This is a genomic window from Hamadaea flava, assembly GCF_024172085.1.
In the GTDB taxonomy this organism is placed as follows: Bacteria; Actinomycetota; Actinomycetes; order Mycobacteriales; family Micromonosporaceae; genus Hamadaea; species Hamadaea flava.
Genome location: NZ_JAMZDZ010000001.1, coordinates 7,369,608 through 7,395,070 on the forward strand (window position 1 = coordinate 7,369,608; position 25,463 = coordinate 7,395,070).

Annotated in this window: 9 protein-coding genes; 7 read left to right on the forward strand and 2 right to left on the reverse strand. The window is 70.9% G+C overall.

The genetic code is table 11. The features are described from left to right. Window positions 1-756, reverse strand: a complete 756-nt coding sequence (locus tag HDA40_RS34550; RefSeq protein WP_253761989.1) for a class I SAM-dependent methyltransferase — start codon at window positions 754-756, stop codon at window positions 1-3. 154 nt (window positions 757-910) lie between these two features. Here HDA40_RS34550 and HDA40_RS34555 point away from each other — a divergent pair, with 154 nt between their 5' ends. The 6 genes from HDA40_RS34555 to HDA40_RS34580 all read left to right on the forward strand — a co-directional run bounded on the left by HDA40_RS34555 (window position 911) and on the right by HDA40_RS34580 (window position 19,089). Beyond that, window positions 911-1,426 (forward strand): GNAT family N-acetyltransferase, encoded by a 516-nt coding sequence (locus tag HDA40_RS34555; protein ID WP_308197799.1) that lies wholly within the window; start codon window positions 911-913, stop codon window positions 1,424-1,426. A 124-nt stretch (window positions 1,427-1,550) separates the two neighbouring features. Then, window positions 1,551-2,021 (forward strand): GNAT family N-acetyltransferase, encoded by a 471-nt coding sequence (locus HDA40_RS34560; RefSeq protein WP_253761991.1) that lies wholly within the window; start codon window positions 1,551-1,553, stop codon window positions 2,019-2,021. A 405-nt stretch (window positions 2,022-2,426) separates the two neighbouring features. Then, complete coding sequence (locus HDA40_RS34565; protein ID WP_253761992.1) at window positions 2,427-12,260, forward strand: LamG-like jellyroll fold domain-containing protein; 9,834 nt, start codon at window positions 2,427-2,429, stop codon at window positions 12,258-12,260. A gap of 48 nt (window positions 12,261-12,308) precedes the next feature. Continuing rightward, entirely contained in the window at window positions 12,309-14,639 is a 2,331-nt protein-coding gene (locus HDA40_RS34570; protein WP_253761993.1) for a DUF8189 domain-containing protein, read from the forward strand. Between the two features lie 67 nt (window positions 14,640-14,706). Then, window positions 14,707-17,028 carry a DUF8189 domain-containing protein gene (locus HDA40_RS34575; RefSeq protein ID WP_253761994.1) on the forward strand — a complete coding sequence of 774 codons (2,322 nt, stop codon included), beginning with the start codon at window positions 14,707-14,709 and terminating at the stop codon, window positions 17,026-17,028. Between the two features lie 114 nt (window positions 17,029-17,142). After that, the gene (locus tag HDA40_RS34580; protein WP_253761995.1) at window positions 17,143-19,089 is read left to right on the forward strand and encodes a tachylectin-related carbohydrate-binding protein; all 1,947 of its coding nucleotides are present in this window, start codon (window positions 17,143-17,145) and stop codon (window positions 19,087-19,089) included. A 40-nt stretch (window positions 19,090-19,129) separates the two neighbouring features. Here the strand turns inward: HDA40_RS34580 and HDA40_RS34585 are convergent, their stop codons facing one another. Continuing rightward, the gene (locus HDA40_RS34585; protein ID WP_253761996.1) at window positions 19,130-22,030 is read right to left on the reverse strand and encodes an AfsR/SARP family transcriptional regulator; all 2,901 of its coding nucleotides are present in this window, start codon (window positions 22,028-22,030) and stop codon (window positions 19,130-19,132) included. 41 nt (window positions 22,031-22,071) lie between these two features. Here HDA40_RS34585 and HDA40_RS34590 point away from each other — a divergent pair, with 41 nt between their 5' ends. Then, window positions 22,072-25,461, forward strand: a complete 3,390-nt coding sequence (locus tag HDA40_RS34590) for a BTAD domain-containing putative transcriptional regulator (RefSeq protein ID WP_253761997.1) — start codon at window positions 22,072-22,074, stop codon at window positions 25,459-25,461. Window positions 25,462-25,463: the final 2 nt, after the last annotated feature.

Here is a 25,463-nt window from a genome sequence, read left to right on the forward strand (position 1 = left end):
TCACGGCTCGCCGTGAGCCGGCACGCCCAGGGTGAGGTACGCGAAGCCCATCACCCCGCGATGCCCGCGCAGCCAGATCGACCGCTGTGCGTCGAGCTTGTCCCGCAGACCGGCGGTCTCGGGATGATCTGGATGATCGAGGATCCATTCCTCGATGTCGGCCGCCAGCCCGGACTCGAACTCTGCCCACTCGTCCGCGGTCGCGGTTCCGATCCGCAACGGCCGGAACCCGGCGGTCACCGCCGCGTCGACCAGATCCGCGAGGTACAGACAGGCGTCAGCGTCGATGCCCGGCCACATCCGGCCGAGCTCGGCCTCCGTCGGCGGCCGCTCCCAGAACTCTGCGCCGAACAGCAGCCGCCCGCCCGGGTGGACCAGCTTCCTCAGCTCCGCCAACGCCTCCGAGATCGTGCCGAAGGCCTGATAGGCGCCGATGCTGATCACCAGGTCGGCGGCCTGCGCGTGCCGCCCCGCCTCACCGGCCACAAAGGACGCTCGGTCGGCCAGGCCGCGCTGTTCAGCCGAGGCCCGGCCCCGGTCCAGATCCGGGCCGTGCGTGTCGATCGCCACCCCCTGCGCCTCGGGCAGCGCGGTCAGCAACCGCAGCAGCAACTCGCCCCACCCCGAGCCGACGTCGACGATGGTCGCCGGTCGGCGGACGGCCAGCCCGGCCACCAGATCCGCCGCCCGCTGCGCGGACAGCGGCGCCATGAACTGCAACTGCGAGCCCGTGCCGAGCGCTGGGGGATCGATCATCGCGCGAGGCTATTCGAGCTGGTACGCAGAGCGCCACCGATTTGCGGGGCGACTCGACGTCCCCTTCTGAGCAGCGGCTGGCCGCCTCTCGCCTCAGTTCGTCCGTAGGCCCGTTTTGTGCCAAGATGGTAGGCCGCCCATTCCCGGAGGACGAGTGAATACTCCACAGATTCCGTCACCCACGTCGAGGTTGGCGTTTCGGCTGATGACCGCCGACGACCTCGACGACATGGCCGGACTGCTCGGCGATCCCGCGGTGATGCGGTACTACCCCAGCCCGAAGACGCGGGCCGAGGCGCTCGCGTGGATCGAGTGGAACCAGCGGCTCTACCGGGAGCACGGGTATGGGCTGTGGGTGGTCACGCTGCTGGACACCGGCGAGTTCGTCGGTGACTGCGGGCTCACGCCGCAGGAGATCGAGGGCGTGGTCGAGCTGGAGGTCGGCTACCACGTCCGGACGGATCTGCAGGGATTGGGATACGCGACCGAAGCCGCGGCGGCATGCCGCGACTACGCGCGGGACGTCCTCGGGGCGGAGCGGCTCATCGCGATTATCCGGCCGGACAACCGGCCGTCGCAGCGGGTTGCGGAGAAGATCGGACTGCCGTTGGAGCGTATGGCTATGTCACGGTCGGGGTTGCCGGTGCAGGTGCATGCCACGGCGTTCTGACAACCTTGCGGCGTGAGCCCTTGGGTCGTGGCATCGGCCGCTGCTGGGCCCCCGTGGTCGGGGACTGGCGGTTCGCGGCGCTGGCCGCTGGATCCAGTCTTTGCCGATCTTGTAGGTTCCTGGCGTGAGTGATGACGGCGAGACACGGATCCGATTCGCGGAGGAGGCAGACGCAGGCGTGATCGCGCGCATCCACATGACCTCCCGGTCGGCGACCATGCCCTATCTGCCCCCGCAGAAGCGCAATCATGAGCAGGTGACCCGATGGGTCCAGGACGTCCTGCTCAAGCACTGCCGTACCTGGGTCGCAGTGCGTGATGCGGAGATCGTCGGCTACGCGGCCCTTGACGGTGACCTGCTCGAACACCTCTATCTACGCCCGGACGTCCGTCGGACGGGAATCGGCACGCTGCTGCTCGACGAGGTCAGGCGGCACAGCCGCGGCGGGGTGTCCCTGCACGTCTTTCAGCAGAACACCGAGGCCCGCGCGTTCTACGAGCGCCACGGTTTCACCGTCCTCGACACGAACGACGGTGATCGCAACATGGAGAACCTGCCCGACATGACGCTTCGCTGGACGCCGCGGCTGCCTTGAAGATCGTCCTTCGGCGCATTGCATCCTCCCCGGGAAGTCCTGAACGGACCTCGCCGGCGGGGATGCTATTCCGTCGAATCGCTCCGCGCGATCGTTCACCATCACTCCCTCCCACCGCCGCGCGTGCTCGATGTGGATCACGGTTACGCATGCCAAACCGGCTCGGTGAAGCATGCGTAACCGTGATCTGCACCCGGTCGCGTCGACGCGTACGCGGGGGGAGCGGGGGAGCGGAGGGAGTGGCGGCTGCAGGGGATGTTCAGCCGAGTGCGGGGAGTGGTTGAACGCTCACGCTTCATAACGATTCGATGTACGCGAATTTTCGCCGCCAAGCGCCGCGATATCTAACTGGATACATCGCCATCCGGCGATGTGACCAGGACGACTTGCGCGCGGAGGTCTGCGATGCATGGCGGCTACCCCGAGATGCCCGGCCGACCCAAGACGATGTGGTCGCGCCGCTTACAGCTCATTGCTCTGTCGCTGTCCGGGCTGATGCTGTTCACCACAGCCGCCAGCGGGGTGTCGGGCATGCAGAAGTGGACTCGGCCGGACACCCCGGGCACCACCGCTGAGGGGGCCGGTGCGTCGCCGCAGCAGGAGTGGACCGGAGCGAAGGGTTCGGGTAGCTCAACCTCTCGTGGAGGTGGGGCTGCGCAGAAGACGAACCGCGTCATCCCCGCTTCGCAGCGGTCGCGGTATCCGGAGCACGAGCTGTCGCAGGACGCCGTCGCGCCGTCCAACGTCGCCTCGGTCGAGACGGGGCCAGTGACCAAGGCGCAGGGCTATCTGGCTGGAAGCAGCCAGGAGCTGTCCGACCGGCGGGACGCGTACCAGCAGGTTTATGTGAACCCGGACGGTACGCAGACGACCGTGTTCTCCACCGCGCGCGTCAACTACAAGTCCGCCGCAGGCACGTGGGAGCCCATCGACGCCCGGTTGTCCGGTGACGCCGTCTCGGGCTGGCGTAACACCGCCGACGAGGTGCGGATCGGGTTCGCTGGTCGCGCCGACGCGCGGGCGTTGGCGAGCTTCACCGTCGCAGGTGGGCAGTCGATCGCGTACGGGTTGTCGGGCGCGGCTGCGGTCGCCGGTCGGTCCGACGGATCGCTTGTGGCGTACCAAAACGTGTTGCCTGGCATCGACGTCGAGCTTCAGTCGCTTCCGGGTGAGCTGAAGGAGACGCTCGTCCTGCGCTCGGCGGCGGCCGCGCGTAGCTATGACTTCCCGCTGCGCCTCGACGGGCTGTCCGCCTCGGTGCGTGACGGCGCGGTGGTGCTGGCCGACGCCAGCGGTACGGCGCGCGCGGTGATTCCGCCGGGCTATGTCGTGGACGCGACAGGCGCGAGCGCCCCCCAGAGTGCGGTCCGCTATGAGCTGCTGACCGTCGGCGGCTCACCGGTGTTGCGGATGAGCGTCGACAAGGCTTGGCTGCTCGATCGAGCCCGAGTGTTCCCCGTACGCGTCGACCCGACGGTCAAACTACCGGTCGCCAGCGACGGCGCCGACTCCGCGATGTACGTCAGCGGCTCGAGTTCCGCCTCGGGTTCCAGCGAACTGCGCGTCGGCACGGTCAACGGCGTCAACACCGCGTCCTACATCAAGTTCGCCGGCCTGGTGGACCGGCTGCGGTACCACACGATCTTCGGCGCGCAGCTGGTAGTGGTCAACTACGACTCGGACTCCTGCTCGGCCCGCCCGGTGACGGTGCACCCGGTGACCTCGGCGTGGAGCCCGGGCACCGGGTACTCGTACCCGGGTCCGTCAGTGGGCGGCTCGCTGGCGCGCAAGTCGTTCGCCCACGGCTACGTCGCCTTCGGGGAGAGCACGTCGCGTTGCCCGGCGGCGGGGGAGGTGTTCGACCTCGGCGGTTCCGGCGCGGACCTGGTGCAGCGGTGGGTCAACGGCGATCAGGCCAACTACGGCCTGTCGTTGCGGGCGCTCACCGGAGCATCGAGCGGCAAGCGGTTCGCCGGTCCGTCGACGGCCAACCCGCCCCGGTTGTACGTGACGCACAGCCCCTACAACGCGTCGTACCAGATCTCCAACCCGGTGCCCAACCCGCCGGTGCTGCAGAACCAGGACGGCCGGGTGAATGTGACGGTCACCAACCGCAGCGCCGAAGCGTGGTCCGCGGGTGGCTACTACCTCGCCTATCGCGCGTACAACGCCAGGACGGGTGCGGCGGTCGGCCAGCAGCGCGCCGCGGACCTCACGGGCAGCGTGGCACGCGGGGCGAAGGTGACGCTGAGCGCGACCATCAAACGGCTGCCGCCGGGGCGGTACTTCCTCGACTTCACCATGGTCCGCGCCGGCGGGGTGGTCTTCACCGACCACCAGGTCGCACCGGCGCGCATGGTGCTGGAGGTCATCGACATCCCGCCGGTGGTGCAGGAGCTGTACCCGCCCAACGGCTACTCGGCGCAGACGCTGTCGCCGCAGCTGTGGGCGCGGGCGGTCGACATCGACGCGCCGCCCGGCGTCACGCTGAGCTACAAGTTCGAGGTCTGCCAGCAGACCGCCACCGGCGGCACGACCGGCTGCTTCGACTCGGGCTTCCAGGCCAAGACGGCCTGGACCGTGCCCAGCGGCAAGCTGACGTGGAGCAAGACCTTCGTCTGGAAGGTCACCGTCAAGGACGGCTCCAACGAGACGCCGTCGCCGCAGTCGACGCTGCTCACCGCCGTGCCGCAGCCCGAGATCACGTCCCGGATCGCCGCGTCGGCCAGCGCCGAGCAGGACCGGGAGTTCGACGCGCAGACCGGCAACGTCACGACGGTCGCGATGGACGCCACGGTCAGCACCGTGGGTCCCGAGCTGAACCTGGTACGCACCTACAACAGCCTGGACCCCCGGCGCGACAGCCTGTTCGGGGCCGGCTGGTGGACCCGGTACGACATGCGGGTCGTGGCCGACGACGACGGGTCGGGCAACGTCACCGTCACCTATCCCGACGGGCAGCAGGTGCGCTTCGGCAAGAACCCGGACGGCACCTTCGCCGCGCCGGCCGGCCGGACCGCATCGCTGACCTGGAACGGAACCGTGTGGGCGCTGACCGACAAGGCGAAGATGGTCTACCAGTTCTCCGGAGGCGGTCGCCTGGTGAAGATCACCGACGCCGCGCTGCGGTCGATCGTGCTGACCTACAGCACCACCGACGGGAAGCTGGCCCGCGCCCGGGTCTCCAACAGCCAGACGAACACCGCCGGCCGGTCGATCGTGTTCACCTGGTCCGGCAACCACATCGCCACCGTCGCCACCGATCCGGTCGGCGGCACCGCGCCGACGTGGACCTACACCTACAGCGGCGACCAGCTCACCTCGGTGTGCGCGCCGGGCAACGCGTGCACGCGGTACGCGTACACGGCCGGATCGCACTATCGCAGCGGGGTGCTGGACGCGAAACCGGAGTCCTATTGGCGGCTCGGTGAGGCGCAGGGCACCGCCGCCGCCAGCGAGGTCGCCGTGAACCTCGGCAAGGACGCGGCCACCTACGCCAACGTCACGCTGGCCCAGGCCGGTGCGCTGACCGGAACCCAGGAGACCGCCGCCGGTTTCAACGGCACCTCCTCCGCTGTCACCTTGCCCAAGGGCGCGCTGAAGAAGTCCCGGGACGGCGCGGTCGAGCTGTGGTTCAAACCGACCGCGACCGGCGGCGGTGGACCGCTGCTGGGCTACCAGGACAAGGACCTGAGCGCCACCTCCACCACCGGTGTGCCGCTGCTCTACGTGGGCACCGACGGCAAGCTGTACGGGCAGTTCGGCGGGACGACGATCGCCCCGCTGGCGTCCACCGCCACCGTCAACGACGGCCGCTGGCACCACGCCGTGCTGTCGATCATGGGCGGTACGCAGACGCTGTGGCTCGACGGCGCCAAGGCCGCTGAGCGTACGGGCATGACGGTGGAGCATTCGCTGCTCACCTTCAACCAGGTGGGCGCGGCGTACGCCACCACGCCGGCGTCCTGGCCGGGCTGGGGTTCGGCGTCGCGGCGCTACTTCACCGGCGCGATCGACGAGGTCGCCGTCTACTCCCACCCGCTGGGCCTGACGGCGGTCGCCGCGCACTACAGCTACGGCGCGGGCGCCAGCCAGCTGTCGTCGATCACCCTGCCCAGCGGCAAGGTGGCTGCCGAGTTCAGCTATGACACCGCGGCCGACCGGGTCGTCAAGCACACCGACCGGCACGGCGGCACGTGGCAGATCGGCGCCCCGCTGGTCTTCGGCGGTAACGACGACCTGCGCCGCAGCGTGCAGATCCTGGACCCGTCGAACCGCCCCTACCTGTTCGAGTACGACGGGATGACCGGCCAGCTGCTGCGCTCGGGCTCGCCGATGGGGCTGGAGACCCGCGAGGAGGACCTCTCCCTGCCGGTCGACCCGCCGGCCGAACCGCCGACCGAGGTCTGCACCGCGCCCGACCCGAGCGACCCGTCGTTCTGCACCGTCATCCCCGGGGACGCCGGCGGGCCGGTGTTCGTCCGGCATCCGCTGGAGGGCATGGCGATCCGCACGTTCGAGTACGACGCCGACGGCAACCAGACGGTGGTCACCAACGAGAACGGCGACGCCGCCCGGATGACCTACGACGCGCGCGGCAACGTCGTCTCGACGCGTACCTGCCGCACGTCGACCGTCTGCTTCACCAGCTACTCGACCTATCCGGCGACCGTGACCGACCTGTTCGATCCGCGTAACGACCTGCCGACCGAGACCCGCGACGCCCGCTCCGCCAGTGCCACCGACGCGACGTATCGCACGACGTACGCGTACACGTCGTTCGGGGAGCTCGCCACCCAGGCGAACCCCGACGGCAGCACGGTGAGCCACACCTACAGCACCGGCGGGGAAGCGGCGTACGGCGGCGGCAGCGTCCCGGCCGGGCTGCTGCTGACCACGACCGACGCCCGCGGCAAGATCACCCGGTACGCCTACTACCAGAACGGCGACCTGTACCGCGTCACGCAGCCGTCCGGGTTGCAGACGAGCTACACGTACGACGCGCTGGGCCGGACCGCCACCGAGACCGAGATCTCTGACGCGTACCCGTCCGGGCTGGTCACGACCTACACCTTCGACGCTCTGTCGCGGCCGGTCACGACTACCGAACCCGTGACGAGCGACGCCGTGACCGGGCAGACCCACCAGAAGAAGTCCATCACGACCTACGACGCCGACGGCAACGTCATAAAGGTCGAGGTCGACGACGTCGCCGGCGCCGACGCCACCCGGGTGAGCACCTGGGAGTACGACGACTTCAACCACCCGGTGCGCATCGTCGACGCGGCCGGCAACGAGACCGTGAAGAACTACGACCGGTACGGCAACGAGACGACGGTCGTCGACGCCAACGGCAACCGGTACGACTACGCGTACACCGCCCGCAACGCGCTGTCGGAGGTCCGGCTGCGCGACTACAAGGGCGACGGCGGCCCGACCGTCGGCGACTACCTGACGCTGCACACCTACTCCTACGACTACGCCGGGCGGCTGGCCAGCGACACCGACGCCATGGGCCGCCGGCTGGAGTACGAGTACTACGGCGACGACCTGCTGTACCGCATCGTCATGAAGAACCTGCGCAACCCCGACGGCACGACGCGGGACTACGTCGTGGAGGAGGACACCTACGACGGGGCCGGCAACCTGTCGCGCCAGGCCGCCGCCAACGGCACCCAGGTGACCCAGCGGACCTTCACCAAGGTCGGCAACATCGCCAGTCTCGTCACCGACCCCGGCGGCCAGGCGCTGACCGCCACCTACACCTACGACCTGATGGGCAACGTCACCCGCACGACCAGCACCGGCCGCCCGTCGAACGTGCCGTGGGTGCTCGCCACCACGACCGAGCAGACCGACTACGTCTACGACGACACCGGCAACGCCATCCGGCAGACGGTCACCGCCGGTTCCACCACCCGCGTGAGCACCAGCACCTACGACCAGCGCGGGCTGCTGACCTCCACCACCGACCCGCTGGGGCGCACCACCACCTACACCAACGACGAGCTCGGCCGCCGGATCAGGGCGATCTCGCCCTCGGTGAGCGTCGAGCAGGACGGCGGCGCGCCCACCACCGTCACGCCGACGATCCTCACCGGATTCAACACGTTCGACGAAGCGGTCAGCTACCGCGACGAGCGCAGCAACATCACCCGGAACGACTACGACCAGCTCGGGCGGGTCGTCAGCAGCGTCGCGCCGTCCTACCGGGCGCCCGGCGCGCTGACCGCGACCGAGTCCACCGTCACCGCCCGCTACGACGCCGCCGGCAACATGCTCGAGAAGATGGACGGGCTCGGTCACGCCACCCGCTACACCTACGACCAGCTCGGGCGGCTCACCGCCACCGACGAGCCCGGCGCGACCGACACCGAACGCGCGATCACCCGGCGCACCTATACGCGTACGGGCGAGCTGCTCTCGGTGACCGGACCCAACGGGGCGCGCACCGAGGCGACCTACGACGACCTCGACCGCCAGGTCACCTCGACCATCGTGGAGCGATACCCGACCGCCCGGACGCTGACCACCCGGTACGCCTTCGACGACGCAGGCAACGTCACGTCGATCACCTCGCCCAGCGGCAACGTCACCACCAACGCGTACGACGGGCAGGGTCAGCTGATCCAGGTCACCGACCCCAGCGGGACGAAGATCTCCTACGGGTACGACAACGACGGGCGGCAGGTGCGGACCAGCGACGGGCTCGGCCGCACCGAACGGGTGGACTACGACCCGCTCGGTCAGGTGACCGCCGAGTCCGACGTCGCCCCGGACGGCACAGTGCTGCGTACCCAGACGTACACCTACGATGCCGTGGGCAACCAGCTCTCCTCCACCAGCCCCGGCGGAGTCACCACGACCTACGCGTACGACGCGCTCGATCGCCTGATCCGCCAGGTCGAGCCGGTCACCGACACGACCTCCATCACCACCGGCTTCGGCTACGACGCGGCCGGCAACCAGACCCGGTACACCGACGGCCGGGGCAATCAGACCCTCATGACCTACAACAGCCTCGGCCTGCTGGAATCGCAGATCGAACCGGCGACCACCGCCCACCCGACCGCCGCCGACCGGACCTGGACGCTGACCTACGACGCGTCCGGGCAGCCCGTGCGGCTCGCCGCACCCGGCGGGATCACCACCAGCCAGACCTACGACGCGGCCGGGCGGGTCATCACCGAGGCCGCCGCCGGGGCCGGCACAGCCCAGCAGTCGTTCGGCTACGACATCGCCGGCCGGATGACTCAGGCCACCTCCGCGGCCGGCACCGACACGTTCACCTACGACGACCGCGGCAACCTGCTCACCTCCGCCGGGCGCGGCGGCTCGGCCAGCTTCGGCTACAACGTCGACGGACAGCTGACCAGCCGCACCGACGCGGCCGGGGCCAGCACCTACGCGTACACGAAGGGGCGGTTGTCGTCGACCCGCGACGGGATCACCGGCACCAGCCAGAACTACACCTACGACGCGGCGGGATTCCTCAAGAGCATCGACTACGGCTCCAGCCGCGTCCGGTCGGTCACCTACGACAACCTCTCCCGCGTCGCCACCGACACCACCCGCAACGGCGGCGGCACCGCGGTCGCGTCGATCGCGTACAGCTACGACGTCGACGACCACCTGACCCGCAAGATCACCACCGGCACGGCCGGGGCTGGCGACAACACCTACGCGTACGACAAGGCGGGCCGCCTCACCTCGTGGACCGGGCCGCAGGGCACCGTGGCCTACGCGTGGGACGCCTCCGGCAACCGCACCCGCGCCGGCTCGAAGACCGCCACCTACGACCAGCGCAACCGGCTGCTGTCGGACACCGACTACACCTACACCTACACGGCGCGCGGCACGCTCGCCTCGCGTACCAGCTCCGGCCTGACCGAGAGCTACACCTTCGACGCCTTCGACCGGCTCACGACGGCCGGCAGCCAGACCTACACCTACGACGCCCTCGACCGGGTGGCCACCCGCAACGGCATGACCTTCTTGTACGCGGGCATGGGCGACGACGTCGTGTCCGACGGTTCCGGCCAGTACGCCCGGGGCCCGTCCGGCGAGGTAGTGGGCATCGCCAAGGGCGGCGAGGAGATGCTGGCGATCCGCGACGGGCACGGCGACGTGGTGGCCGGCATCGACCCGGACGACACCACGATGTCCCGGGTCGCCGACTCCAAGGCGTACGACCCGTTCGGCCAGGTGACCGCCAAGGAGGGCGACACCGGCGACCTCGGCTTCCAGGGGGACTGGACCGATCCGGCCACCGGCCAGGTCGACATGGGCGCCCGCTGGTACGAGCCGGGCACCGGGGCGTTCACCTCCCGCGACACCGTCGACTACGACACCGGGGACTCGATCCTGGCCAACCGTTACACCTACGGCGCGGGCGACCCGCTGGCGAATGCCGATCCCGACGGGAACTGGCCGTCCTGCGGCTGGTGCCGGTCAGTGGTCAACACGGTGAAGCGAACCGCCTCCCACGTCTGGTCGGGCGTGAAGCGAGTCGCCTCGTCCGTCTGGTCGGGCGTCCGGCGCGCGGCGAGCTACGTGTGGTCGGGCGTCCGGTCGGTGGCCAGCTGGGTCGGCTCGGCAGTCAAGCGGGCGGCCAGCGCCGTCTCCTCGGCCGCGAAATGGGTCTATCACAAGGCCAAGAGCGCCGTCCGCTGGGTCGGCAGCAAGGTCAGCACCGCCTATCACTGGGTGAGCCGCAAGGTCTCCTACGCCTACCACCGGGTGTCCTCGACGGTCCGCAGTGTGGCGTCGTCGACGGCGGCCTGGGCCCGGCAGAAGGCCGAGCAGGCCCGCCGGGCGGTGTACGAGGCCAAGAAGCGGATCACCGAGAAGGCCCGCAGCGTCATCGAGTACGCCGTCAAGCACAACCCGGTCAAGGTCGTCGCGGCCGTGCTCAAACCGGTCGTGAACACCATCAAGAAGGTCGTGTCGGCGGCCGCGCACATACCCGCCGCCGTGGTCGCCGTCGTACGAGACGTCGTCGTCGACACGGTGAAGGCCGCCAAGGCCGTCTACCAGACGGCGGTGACCGCAGCCGGCGCGGTGGTGCAGACGGTGTCCCAAGCCGCCGAAGCGGTGGCCGACTTCGCCCAAGCCGCCGCCCCCTACGTGAAGACGGCGTTGAGCGTCGCCGCCGACGCGGTGGGCGTCACCGACCTCGTCAACTGCGTGACCAAGGGCGACCTGGAGGCGTGCGCCTGGACGGCGGCCACCATCGCCGGGTACGCCCTCGGCGGCGCGGGCGGTGGCGCAGTACGCGCCGCTCGGGCCGCGAGCCTGGTCGTGCGGCACGGCGACGACGTGGTCGACGCGGTCAAGACGGGCTCCAAGGTCTTCGACGAGGTGAAGAAGGTCGGCGACGACGTGGCGGACCTGGGTTCCTGCGCCGTCGGCAACAGCTTCGACGGAGCCACCCTGGTGCGGATGGCCGACGGGTCGACCAAGCGGATCGACGAGGTGGCTGTCGGGGACAAGGTGCTGGCCACCGATCCGACGACCGGGCGTAGCGGGGGCTTCGCCGTCACCCACGTCATCGTCGGCGAGGGCGGCAAGGACCTCGTCGAGGTCACCGTCGACACCAGCACCGGCACGGGCGTCGCCAAGTCTGACGCGGCGACCGCCACCGTCACCGCCACCCGGGGACACCCCTTCTGGGACGGCGAGGCCAAGCGGTGGGTCGAAGCCGGCGACCTGCACCCCGACGAGGCGTTGCAGACCTCCACCGGAGGCGTCGCCACCACCGTCGGCACCCGAGAGTGGACCGAGCACAAGCGGGTCTACAACCTGACCGTCGACACCCTGCACACCTTCTTCGTGGTGCTCGCCGGCCTGAACCTGCTGGTCCACAACGACGGAGCCGGGGCGTGCCCAGTCCACCAGGCGGCGTCGCTGCCGGCCGCGCTGAAGGCCAAGAAGCCCGGCGGCAAATGCACCTGTTTCGACGGACCCCCGCAGGTGCTCAAGCGCCAACCGGTGCAGATGGCGACCAACAGCACCCGCAAGTCCGCTATGGACGCCGCCGAGCACATCGCCGACGAGTTCGCCCAGGACGCCCACGAGTACTCCGCGTACGTCCAGCACGGCGGAAACGCGATCGACGACCTCGTCGGCGGCCAAGTCCCGATAGGACACTCCGGCTTCGAGGTCGCACTCGTCGCCGGCATGGTCGGCGCCCGGGTGGGCATCCGAAAAGTCGGCCGGCTGCTGAGCCGAGCCAGATAGCGACGAACCATCAGGCGTGATGACCGAAGCGAGCCCTGGAGAGAAGACGTGACAACCGACGGACGAAGACGAGAAGTCCGCCTTCCGCGGCTGCTGGCGGTGCTGGCACTGCTGCTGACCACGGCGGTGGCGGTACGACCTGGTGCGGCGGCCGCCGACGCGGCCGGCCTCGGCGGCGACTACGTGGCACTACCCAAAGGCGCCGAGTTGCTCGACACTCGCGACGGGACCGGCGGGCGTACCGGCGTGGTCGGCGCGGCCGGGGTGGTGAGCTTCCCGGTGCTCGGCGTAGGCGGCATCCCCGCCTCGGGAGTCAGCGCCGTGCTGGTCCGGCTGGTCACCACGAGCGGCACCGGTTCCAGCTGGCTTCGGGTCTATCCGGACGGCACCACGCCCAACGGTGTGTCGCACTTGAACATCAGCGGCACCGAGCAGGTCTCGAACACCGCGGTCGTGCGTCCCGGCGCCAACGGCCGGATCGCCGTCCGCAACAATTCCGGCAGCGTGCACATCGTCGTCACCGCGCAGGCGTACTTCCTGTCCACACCTGGCGGCGGGGGCGGGTTCGTCCCCGTGTCGCAGAACAAGATCGTCGACACCCGGGACGGCCTCGGCACCACCAAGGCCAAGATCGCAGCGAAGGCCACCCGCACGATCACGCTCACCGGTGGGGTGATCCCCACCGGCGCGAAGGCCGTGCTGGCCGATGTCATCGCGGTCAACGTGACCGCCGCCGGATGGCTCGGCGCGGTACCGGCCGGCGCGGCCGGACCGACGCAGTCGGCGCTCAACTTCGTCCCGACAGGGCATCACTCGCATGCCTTGTCCCTGCCGCTGTCCGCTTCCGGCCAGGTGACCTTCCTCAACCAAAGCTCGGGCGCGATCGACCTGGTCATCGCGCCGTACGGCTACATCACCGCCAGCACCAGTGAGGGCGCCGGCTACCGCTATGTCCCGACCACCCGGCTGTATGACAGCGGCAGCGCCCTGGCCGCCGGCGCGACGGTGGACGTGCAGGTGGTCGGCAAGCTGGGCATGCCGACTCGGGGGGTGGCCGCGGCGATCGTCAACGTCACCGTCGCGAGCCCCAGCGCCGCCGGCAGTGTCAAGGTATGGCCCACCGGCACCACGGAACCCAACATCAGCCAGGTGCACAACCGAGCCGACAAGACGGTGGCCTCCCTCGCGATCGTCAAGCCGGGTGCCAACGGCACGATCCGGATCAAGAACAACGCCGGCACGGCCCGGATCGTCGTCGACATCCAGGGGTACTTCGGTGACCCGGTTCCGCCGGCTCCGACCGAGTCGTACGCCGCGACCGTCGGCCTGCAAACAGGTCCGGTGGCGGGCGCCGCGCTCGGCATGGTGGAGTACGCCTACACCGACAACATCGGCCGGGTCCTGATCGGTCACCAGACCGATGTGGACAATTTCGGCTCCGTGCAGTGGACTGTCGTGTCGGGCAGCGAGGCGTTCTCCGGCCAGCCCTCCCTGGCACTGCTCTCCGACGGCAAAGCTCAAGTCGCCGTCCGCTATTCCGACTCCGACGTGTGGTCGCGTACGCAGTCGGCGTTGGGCTCGGCGACCTGGAACGCGTGGGCGGACTTCGGCGGCTCCATGGCTGCCGCGCCCGCGCTGACCCGGCTGCCGAACAACGTCATGGCGGTGTTCGCGGTGGACACCGACGGAGCGTTGTGGGTATACCAGCAGGCCGGCACCATCCCCGCTTGGAAGTCCCTGGCGAAGCAGAGTCTGGTCGGTACGCCGACGGTCGTGGCCACCCGAACCGGGGTCCGGCTGTTCATCCGGACCGTCACCGGCACGGTGAAGACCGCCGAGTACTCCGGCGACGTCCTGTCGGCGTGGGTGGACCTCGGCGGGACCGGTGCGACCAAACCTGCGGCGGTCGTCTACCCCGGTTACCGGATCCGGCTGTTCGCGCAGCAGGCCGACGGCACGATCGCGACCAAGTATCAGGACGCCGACGGCGTGTTCCCCGAGGCGTGGACGTCATTGGGCGGCTCCCCGGCAGCCGGTGCGCCGTCCGCCGTCCTCGACCCGGTTCTCGGTCGCACTGCCGTGGTCGCTCGGGACTCCGCCGGGAACGTGCTGGTGTCGTGGGAGACGCTCCAGGGCTCGGGCGAGTTCGCCGTTTGGTCGCCGGCGATCCCGGACCTGTTCGAGCAGGCCGCGACGGATCCGACGATCGTGCCGCTGACCAATACCACCGGACAGACCTGGGCGATCCTGTTCCGCACCGTCAACAACGCCACCCGCGTCTATCAGCGGGCGAGCGCCTCCGGTCTGTCGTCGCCGGCCGCCCGTTCGGCGGGCAGCGGGGGATTCACCGCCCACACCCTTCCCGCACCGCCGGTTTAGCCGGAGATCACCCCTGAGCGCCCCGCCGTGCCCCACGGCGGGGCGCTCCCATACGCAAGGAGAGACAGTGAAGTTACGCAATATGTTGGCCGCCCTGGGGCTGGTCCTGGCACTGGGCGCGGTCGACCTCGCCCAGTCCACGCCGGCCGGGGCCGACGCCGCCGGCCTGGGCGGCGACTTCGTCCCGTTCAGCGCCCCGATCGTCGTCATGGACACCCGCGACGGCACCGGTGGCTTCACCGGCAAGGTCGGCGCGGACGTCACCAAGGCGTTCCCGGTGCTCGGCGTCGGCTCGATCCCGGCCACCGGCGTGAGCGCGGTATTGCTGAAGGTCGCCACGGTCGACCCGACCGCCGGCACATACCTGCGGCTGTGGCCCGACGGCCAGAGCGACCCCGGCATCACCATGCTGACCGTGGCCGCTGGGCAGGACATGTCCAACGCTCTCACCGTGGCGCCCGGACCCTCCGGCAAGGTCGTCGTCAGCAACGCCAACGGCAGCACGCACGTGGTCATCGTCGCGCAGGGCTACTTCCGCACGACGGTCGCCAGCACCGGCGGCGGATTCGTCCCGGTCACCCAGACCAAGGTCGTCGACACGCGTACCGGGGTCGGCACGACCGAAGCCAAGATCGCCGCCGGGGCGACCCGGACGATCTCCCTCACCGGCAGCCTGGTCCCGGCCGGCGCCGCCGCGGTCGCCATCGGCATCTGCGTCCCCAGTGCCACTGACGCCGGTTACCTGACGGTGCTCCCCGCCGGAACGTCATCCAGCCGGTCCACCTTCAACTTCGAGACCGGCACGTCATCGTCGTTCGCCGCGGTGAAGCTCTCCTCGGCCGGTCAGATCACCGTGACCAACCGCAGCAGCGCCGCCGTCGACCTGGTGATCGTGATGGAGGGTTACTTCACCGCCTCGCCGACGACCGGCGCCGGATTCCGCCTGGCCACCGGGCGCATCCTCGACACCCGGCAGACCACGGCGATCCCCGCCAACGGCACCATCGACTTCCAGCTGACCGGACGGCTGGGCATGCCGACCCGGGGCGTGGCGGCGGTGGTGGTCAACCTGTCCGCGGTCGGGCCGACCGGCACCGGCTGGCTACGGATGTGGCCGGTGGGCAGCTCCGAAGCCCCGGCGGCGGGCCAGGCGCACTTCAACGCCGACAGCACCAGCGGCAGCCTGGTGATCGTCAAACCCGGCACCGACGGCAAGGTACGCCTGCGCAACGGTGGAAGCACTGCCATCGACGTGGTCGCTGACGTGCAGGGCTACTTCGCCGACCCGATCCCGGTCGCGCCGGTGGAGGCGTACGCGCCGACGGTCGGCGTCCAGGCCGCCCCGGTTGCGGGAGCCTCGCTCGGAACGGTGGACTACGCCTTCACCGACAACATCGGTCGGGTCCTGATCGGACATCAGACCGACGTCGACAACTTCGGCTCCGTCCAGTGGACCGTCATGTCCGGCAACGAGGCGTTCACCGGACGGCCGGCACTGACGAAGGCCGCCAGCGGCAAGCTCGAATTGGCCGTGCGCTACTCCGACTCCGACATCTGGTCGCGGGGCCAGACCGCGGTGGGCGCGGCGACCTGGACCGCCTGGTCCGACCTCGGCGGCTCGATGGCGGGCTCGCCGACGCTGGCCGTCACCGACGGACTGACCTCGGCGCTGGCCGTCGACGCCGACGGCAAACTGTGGATGCGTACGCCGTCGGGCCTGGCGCCCGCCTGGCGCAACCTCGGCGACAAGAACCTGACCGGTACGCCGGTCACGGCGGCCACCCGCGACGGCATCCGCGTCTTCGCCGTCGACACCGACGGAGCGGTGCAGACCGCGACCTACACCGGCGGAATCCTGTCGGCGTGGACCAGCCTCGGCGACGTCGACGCCACCGGGACGCCAGCCGTCGTGGTGTCTCCGGGTTACCGGATGCGGGTCTTCGTGCGTACCGCCACCGGGGTCGTCCTCACCAAGCAGCAGGACACCACCGGCGTCTTCCCGGCCGAGTGGACCACCTTGGGCGCGTACCAGTCGGCGGGCTCGCCGTCGGCGGTGCTGGACCCGGTCCTGGGCCGCACCGCGGTCGTCACCCGCAGCCCGGACGGCCAGATCATGCTGGCTTGGGAGACCGCACAGGGCTCGGGAGTCTTCGGCGACTGGTCGCCGGCGATTCCCGACCTGTTCGAGACCGCCGCGGCCGATCCCACCCTGGTGCCCATCACCAACACCACCGGGCAGACCTGGCTGATCCTGTTCCGCAACACCAACAACGCCAACCGGATCTACGAACGCCAGCCGGTCAGCGGGCTGGCCGGGTTGACCAGCCGGACCGCGGGCGGCGGCGGGTTCACCGCGCACACGCTGCCCACGCCGCCGGTACGGGACTAGGTACGGGAAGCGCGATGAAGGTCGCGTTCCACCACCGGTCGCTAGCGTGCCCGCCATGGGCTACGCAATCGGCAAGTGGGACCTCTTGGCTTCGATGATTGTGAATCCAGAGGGATGAAGACGCCTCTCCGGCGACCGGGGCTGACCGTCGCACTCGTCATGGCACTCGCCACGACGGTGCTCACGGCGGTCGGCCCCGCCCCCGCCCAAGCGGCCGACACGGTCACCTGCGCACCGCAGGCGACGGTCTTCGCCGCCGACACCGCCGGCAGATTGTGGCGGTATCCGCTCACCAATCCGGGCAATGCCAGCTCGAGCTGGTCCGCCCGCAGCCAGATCGGCAACGGCTGGCAGACCTACGGCCGCGTCCTCGGCGGACCCGGCGGACGGGTCTACGGGATCAAGTCCAGCGGCCTGTTCCGTTACCGGTGGACCGGCAGCGCCTGGGAGGTCGTCAACGGCAGCCCCGCGGTGAACATCAGCACCGGCTTCACGCAGTACGCCACCGCGAGCTTCCGCGACAAGATCACCGTCGACGAGCGCGGCGACTTCTTCGCCGTCGACGGCAACGGAAAGCTGCGAACCTTCCGCTACAACGAGGCCACGAGCAGTTGGACCTTCTCCGGTCGGCTGCTGGACAGCGACTGGGGCAAGTACAACCTCATCGTCGCCGCCGGAGCCGGGGTGCTATACGCCCGCAATGCCACCACGGGCAGCTTCTACCGGTTCCGGTACGAGGCCGACAGCCAGCGCTGGATCGAGTACAACGTCCTCGTCGGCACCGGCTGGCAGGTCTTCACCAAGGGCATCTTCTCGGTCGGCGGGGACACCCTGTTCGGCATCAAGGCCGACGGAACGCTGTCCCAGTACCGGTTCCGTGAGGACACCCACGCCTGGGTCATCTCCGGTCATCTGGCCGGAAGCGGCTGGGCGGGGTTCGCCAACGTCCTCGCGGTGACCGACACCTGCCGGCTGGCCGTCTCCCACGTGCCGGACCGGCCCGCCGTGTCCGTGACGCGCAACGCGCCGACCACGATCACGCAGGCCGCTTCGACCTCCATCGAGCTGGCCTACACCGACAACATCGGCCATCTGATGCACGGGCGGATGAGCCCGGACAACTTCAGCTCGCTCCAGCTCACCCCGATCTCCGGCAACGAGGGATTCAGTGGGCGACCGGCTCTGTCCGAGACCACCGCGAACCTCGTCCGCGTCACCGCCCGCAACCTCAACAGCGACATCTGGACGCTGACCCAGTCCAGCGCGGGCAGCCCGGGCTGGAGCGCCTGGACCGACCTCGGTGGCCGGATGTCGTCCGCACCAGCGGTGGTGCGCCTGTCCAACCAGCGTGAGGTGATCTTCGCCGTCGACGCCGGCGGCGCTCTGTGGGCGCGCTGGCAGGACCCGGTGCAAGCCGATCTGCTCGCCTGGCGCAAACTCGGCGGCACCGCTCTCGCGGGCACCCCGGTGGCCGTTCCGCTGGCCGACGCCGCCGCGATGGTCTTCGTCACCGACACCACCGGCGCGCTGCAGGCGGCCCGCTACTCGGGCGGGACGCTGCAACCGTGGACCAACCTCGGCGGTGGTTCCACCGAGCCGCCGTCGGTCATCACACTGCCCGGTTACCACCTGCGGCTGTTCTCTCGCGACGCCACCGGCCGGGTGGTGACGACGGCGGCCGACTCGACCGGCGTCTTCGGCAGCGAGTGGGCTCCGGTCGGCGGCACGGCGACGACTCCGGCCGGAGCACCGAGCGCGCTGCTGAGCCCGGTCACCGGACGGATCGGCGTGTTCGTCCGCGGCACCGACGGCTACATCCACTACGCGCCCGAGACGGCACAGGGCTCCGGCGTCTGGGGCGACTGGATTCCAGCGCAGGAGATGTTCGAGACGTACGCCACCGACCCGACCGCGTTCGGCTTCCGCAACGCCAACGGCGCCAACGCGGCGTACGTGGTGCGAACTGCGGCGCAGACGGTGCGGCTCTACACGGTGCAGGAACCGATGAACCTCACGCCGTTCGGCACGCAGTACCCGTCCGCGAGCGCCGAACAGCCGTAGGCGGCTGCGACGACGTGTTCTTCGGCCGCTGACGTCCAGTTCAGAGGCCGAAGAACGCGGCGTACATGGGGGAGCGGAAACCGGTGAGGCGCTTCAGTTCCGCGTATGCCTCCTCCGCCGGCTGATGCGCTCGCGGGTCGTCGCCGGACGCGACGGCCATCGCGTGCGTGGCGACCGCCCGCAGATACCGGTCGCCGATCCGCCCGGCCAGGTCGCGGGCGGCGGCGGCATCGTCGACCGCGTCGCCCCGCCCGACGCTCAGTCGGACCGCGCAGCGGGCCAGCGTCGCCTCACACTGAGTCGGCAGATCCCCGGTCGTCGCGGTCAGCTCGATCGTCTCGGCCAGTGTCCGCTGGGCCGCGACCGCGTCGCCGAGCCGGAACTCCAGCTGACCCAGCATGGCCAGCGCGGCGCCCTCCACCCCGGTCGCGTTGATCCGCCGGGCGATCTCCAGCGCCTCCCGGACCCCGACCAGCGCCTGCCGCTGACGGCCCGCGTCGAACCGCGCGTCGGCCATGTTGCTCAGGCTGGCCGCCACATGCAGCGGTGTGCCGTGCGTACGCCGCAGCCGCAGCGCCTGGTCGTGGCACCGCAGCGCCTGCCGTGGATCACCCCGCAGATAGAACAGGTTTCCCAACGCGTCCAGGCAGCCCGACCGCCGAAGCTGATCGCCGAGCCGCCCGGCCAGCTGCGCACCCGACCGCAGGTCGGCCTCGGCGCCGACGGCGTCTCCACCCGCCTGCCGGAGCTTGGCCCGGTAGTACAGGGTCACCGCATGCTCTGTGGTCAGGTCCAGCGCCGCCGTCATGGCCAGGCTGCGCTCGATGAGCCGGTGCGCCTCGGCCGGCGCGCCGCCGCGCCAGAACAACGCATAGCTCAGCCACGCCAGGCGTACCGCTGGGCGGGTGGCCACGCCGCCGATTTCGCTGGCCCGGGTCACGGCGGCGGCGATGTTCGGCTGCTCGGCGTCCAGCCAGGCCGGCACCTCGGCGGCGTTGCCCGGCAACGGCGACCATGGCGGCGACCAGGGCCCGTCCGGTGCCGGACGGACCGGATCCGATGGGGAGTTCGCCGGTGTCCAACCACCGTTGAGCAGCGCCGTCGCGTGCTCCACCGCGAACGCGTACGACTCGATCAGCCGCACCAGCGCCGCCGCCCGCTCCGGCGCGCTCTCCCGTGCCCGCGCGTCCTCCCCGGCGAGGATCCGCAGCAGATCGTGCAGCTCGTAGCGGCCCGGCAGCCGCGGCTCCAGCAGCCGCTGATCGGCCAGCGTCTCCAGCACCTCATGCGCCTGCCGGGGCGCGACGCCGAGCAGCGCCGCGGTCGCCCCGACCGTCACCACCGCCAGCGGCACCTCGCCGATCAGGCGGAACGCGCGAGCGCACAACTGCTCATGCGGGCCGCCCTCCGACAACGGCTCATACCCCAGCCGCAAGGTCCGCCGGACGCCGACGTCGTCATAGGACAGCTCGTCCAGCCGCCGGGCCGGGTCGTCGAGCCGCTCCACGAACGCCTGCAACGGCCACCCCGGCCGGCTCGCCAACCGGGCTGCCGCGATCCGCAGGGCCAGCGGCAGGTTTCCGCACAGCTCGGCCACCCGCCGAGCCCCGCCGGGATCGGCCGCGATCCGCTGCCCAGCCCCGGCCTGCCCCAGCAGCTCGACCGCGTCCCGCTCGGCCAGCACCTCCACCGCCAGGTGCCGGCCACGGGGGAGCGTGGCGAGATGTCGGCGGCTCGTGATCACCGCCGCCGCCGGACCGGCCGGCAACAGGTCCGCGACCTGCGCGGCACTGTCGGCGTTGTCCAGCACCAGCAGCAGCCGCCGGTGCGCGGTGTGCCGGCGGAACGCGGCGGCCGCCTCGGCCTCCTCACTGGGCACAGCAGCAGCTGGTACGCCGAGCGCCCGCAGCAACCGGGCGATCGCGTCGACCGGGCGTACGGGGATCGCACCCGTCTTGGCCCCCCGCAGGTCGAGGTAGAGCACGCCGTCGGGAAACCGAGCCGCCAGCTGATGGGCGACGTGCACCGCCAGCGCCGACTTGCCCACCCCACCGGGCCCGTGCAGGGCGACGACCGATCCGGCGTCGCCGTGCAGATCCTGCAGAATCGTCGCCGTCTCCGCCGCCCGCCCCACGAACGGCTCCACCGCCGGGGGCAGGTCGTGCACGGCCGGTCGGCTGGACACCGTCGCGACCGGATCACGATGGTGCAGGATGTCGTCGTGCAGCCGCTGCAATCGCGGCCCCGGATCCAGCCCGGTCTGCTCGACCAGGACCCGCCGCGCCGTCCGGTAGGCGTCCAGCGCACCGGGCACGTCGCCCAGCCGATACAGCCCGAACATCAGCTGCTCCCAGGCCCGCTGCCGGAGCGGGTCGTCGTCGAGCAGCGCACGCGACAGGCGTACCGCCTCGGCGATGGCGCCGTCGCGCAGCGTCGCCTCGGCCAGATCCTCCGCCACGAGCATCCGCCGTTCCCGCAGCAAGCCGATCCGGCGCGTCAGCAGCGGCGACGGCGGTACGTCGGCCAGCGGCTCGCCGCGCCACAAGCCCGCCGCCTCGCTCAGCTCCGCCCGAGCCCGGGTCGTGTCGCCGGACGACAGGTACGCCCGGCCGCGTTCGGCGGCGGCGTCGAACCGCTCCACATCCCGTTCGTCCGGCCGCACCCGCACCAGATATCCGCCGCTGCGGGCGGCGATGCGCGGCGGCGTACCCGGTTCCTCCAGCAGCCGCCGCAGCCGCAGCACATAGGTACGCACATTGGCCGCGGCCGACGCGGGCGGATCCGCGTCCCACAACGCCGCCATCAGGTCGGCGGCGGTCAACGCCTCGTTGGGCCACAGCAACAGCGCGGACAGGACCGTGCGCTGCTTGGCGGACGGCAGCGGCACCGGTTGTCCGGCGGTGTTCTCGACCGTCAACGGACCGAGCAGGTTGAACCGCATCGAACCCAAAGCCTTTCGCCTGCGCCTTGTAGCATCAGCGGGTGCCGAGAGCGACCTGGGGAAGCTCGCCGGAGCCGTTGGCCGGGCTACTGCGGCGGTTACGCGAACAGCTCAACCTCACCCAGCAGCAACTGGCCACAGCCGCTGTGGTCAGTGTGGCCGCGATCCGGGATCTGGAACAGGGGCGTACGCATACTCCGCGTACAAAGACCGTCCAAGTGCTGGCAGAGTACTTCCGCCAGGCCGGGGTCGACGGCGACGCCTTGCTGGCCCGGGTCGCGCCGGCCATCCCCGCTGCACGCCGATCGACCGCCGAACCGGTGGACACCGGACCGCTGACGGTGGCGGTACTCGGCCCGCTGCGGATCGCCCGGGGTTCCGTCGAGGTGAAGCTCGGCTCGGACAAGCTGCGCTGCCTGCTGGCCCGGCTGGCGCTGGCCGCCGGGACGGCGGTCGGCCGGGAAGAACTGATGGACCTGCTGTGGGGCCCGACCCGCCCACCGTCGGCCACCAACCTGCTGCACGGCTACCTCGGCCGGCTGCGGCGACTGTGGACCGGCGACGACGGGGCACCGGTCCTCGCCGCCGCCGGCCGCGGATACCGGCTCGACTTGACCGCCGACACCCTGGACCTGCTGCGATTTCGCCAGCTCGCCGAGGCCGGTGCGGCGACCGCCGCCGCCGATCCCGCCCAAGCGCTCGGGCAACTGCTCGCCGCCGCCCGGCTGTGGCGCGGCGAGACCGACGTCGAGCAACTGCGCGACAGTCCGCTGATCGCCGCCCTGACCGAGCAGTACGCCACCGTGCTGTGTCAGGCCGCCGCGCTCGGCCGGCGCCTCGGCGAGACCGACCAGGTGTTGCCGCTGCTGCGCGACCTCGCCGATCGGCTGGAACTGCACGAACCGCTGTACGCCGAACTCGTCGCGACGGCGGCGGCCGCCGGACGGCAGGCCGAAGCGCTGGCGGCGTACGACCGCATTCGGCGGGCACTGTCCACACAGCTCGGCGTCGACCCTGGCGTCCACCTGCGACAGACGCACGAGGACGCGCTTCGGCCCCGGGCCGCGACAGTCGCTGACGCAGATCAGCCCAGCCCGCCGATCCGTCAAGTCCCCGCCGGGCCGACGGACCTCGTCGGCCGCCACGCCGAGCTGGACCGCATCGACACGGTGCTCGCCCCGACCGGCGACCTGACGGTGCGGCTGGTGCTGATCAGCGGCCCGGCCGGGGTCGGCAAGACCGCCCTGGCGCTGACAGCGGCGCAGCGGCTCAGCTCGCGCTACCCCGACGGGCAGCTCTACGCCGACTTGCGCAGCGGCAGCAGCGAGCCGGTCGCGCCGATGGACGTGCTCGGCCGGTTCCTGCGTGCGCTCGGCGTACCGGCCCGGCGGGTGGGCGCGGACGAGGCCGAGGCGTCGGCCCTGCTGCGCAGTGTGCTCGCGGATCGCCGGATGCTGCTGGTCCTGGACAACGTCCGCGACGCGGCCGCGGTACGCACCCTGGCACCCGGTCCGGGCGGCTGCGACGTGCTCGTCACGAGCCGCCAACGGCTGCCCGACCTGCCCGCGACCACGGTCGTCGACCTGTCGACGCTGTCGGTCGCCGACTCCATCGAGCTCATGGACGCGACCGTGGGCGCGGGCCGCATGTCGGCCGACCCGGCCTCGGCCGACGAACTGGCCGTCGCCTGTGGACAATGGCCGCTGGCCTTGCGCATCGCCGCCGGTCGGCTGGCCAGCCGACCCGCCTGGACCGCTGCGGAGCTGGCCCGGCGGCTGCGCGACGCGAACCAGCGGCTGACCCAGCTGAGCGCCGGAGACTCCAGCGTGCTGGCCAGCTTCCAGCTCAGCTACCAGGATCTGAGCGAACCCGCCCGGCAGGCGTTCCGGCTGTGCGCGCTGCACCCCGGCGACGACTTCGGCACCGCCGCAGCCGCCGAACTGCTCGGCGTGGACCCCGCCACCGCCGACGACGTGCTCGGCGAACTCCTCGACGCGAACATGCTCCTGCAGTACACCGCCGAACGCTTCCGCTTCCACGACCTGCTCGGCCTCTACGCCGCCCGGCTGCTCGGCGACGAGGACCCGCAGATCGTCGACGCCGCCCGGGACCGCCTGCACCGGTGGTCGCTGCGGATGGCCACCGCCGCCGTCGACCTCATCTACCCCTCCGCGATACGGCTCGTCACCGACCGCGACGAAGGCTCCTTCCCCGATCAGGACGCCGCCGTACGCTGGATCGACGCCGAAGCCGGGTCGCTGGTGGCGCTCGTCGAGCGTACGGCGGGGACCGAATGGCATCGGCTCAGCTGGCTGCTCGCCGAACAACTGCGCGGCTACTTCCTGGTACGTCGGCACGTCGACCGGTGGCTGCGTACCGCCGAAGCCGGGCTGCGGGCCGCCACGGCCGACGGCGATCCGACCGGGCAGGCCGTCATGCTGCTGAGCCGGGGCCAGGCGCGATGGGTATTGGGCTGGCACGCCCAAGCGTTGGAGGACTTCCGCCGGGGAGAGCAGTTCGCGCATTCCGCCGACTGGCCACCCGCCTCGCCCTACCTGTGGCACAACATCGGCGTGATTCACGCCGAGCAGAGCCGGTTCGACGAGGCGGAGTCCGCCTATCGGGAGGCGCTGCGCCGGTGCGGGGAGGATTCGCAGCTGGCCCCGGTGCGGGCGCTGGCCCTCAACGGGCTCGGTGCCATGTACGCCGACCAGGGCCGGCTCGCCGAGGCCGCCGACTGCCTGGAGGGTGCGGTGCGGATCAACGAGGCCGCCGGGCGGACGGAATCGGTCCTGTCCACCCGCGGAAACCTGGGGATGGTGCTGCGCCAGCTGGGCCGCGAGCAGGAGGCCGAGGAACACCTGCTGGCCGCGCTCGAAGGCTACCGTAAACGCGCCAACCCGCACGGCGAACTGTCCAGCCTGGACGAGATCAGTCAGCTGCACGCCCAGCGCGGCGAGGCCGAGGCCGCCGTGGCCACCGCCCAGCGCGGCTACGAACTGGCCGTGCTCGTGCGTGACCAGCGCGCACAAGTGGCCCTGCTGTGCACCCTCGGCGAGGCCCACGGCGTCGGCGGCACGACGACCGAGGCGCTGCGCTGCCTCGACGAGGTCCTGACGCTGGCCACCGAACACGGCTACCCCTATTTCGCCGCACGAGCACAGGTCGCCCTGGCCGGCGTACACCTTGGTGCTGGAGCGCGGGACGCGGCCGCGAGATGCGCGCGAAGCGGCCGGGACCTCGCGGCCGCGCACGATTTCCGGGTGGTGGAGGCGACCGCGCTCGCCGCGCTGGCCCGCTGCCTGGCCGGCGGTTCCACGGGCGAGGCCGCAGCTGCGGCCGCCGTCGAGGCGTTCCGGGCCACCGGGGCCGACGAGCTGGCCGATCGGTTGCGGGACCAGCTGGCGGTGGGCGACACCGACCCGCGGTGACG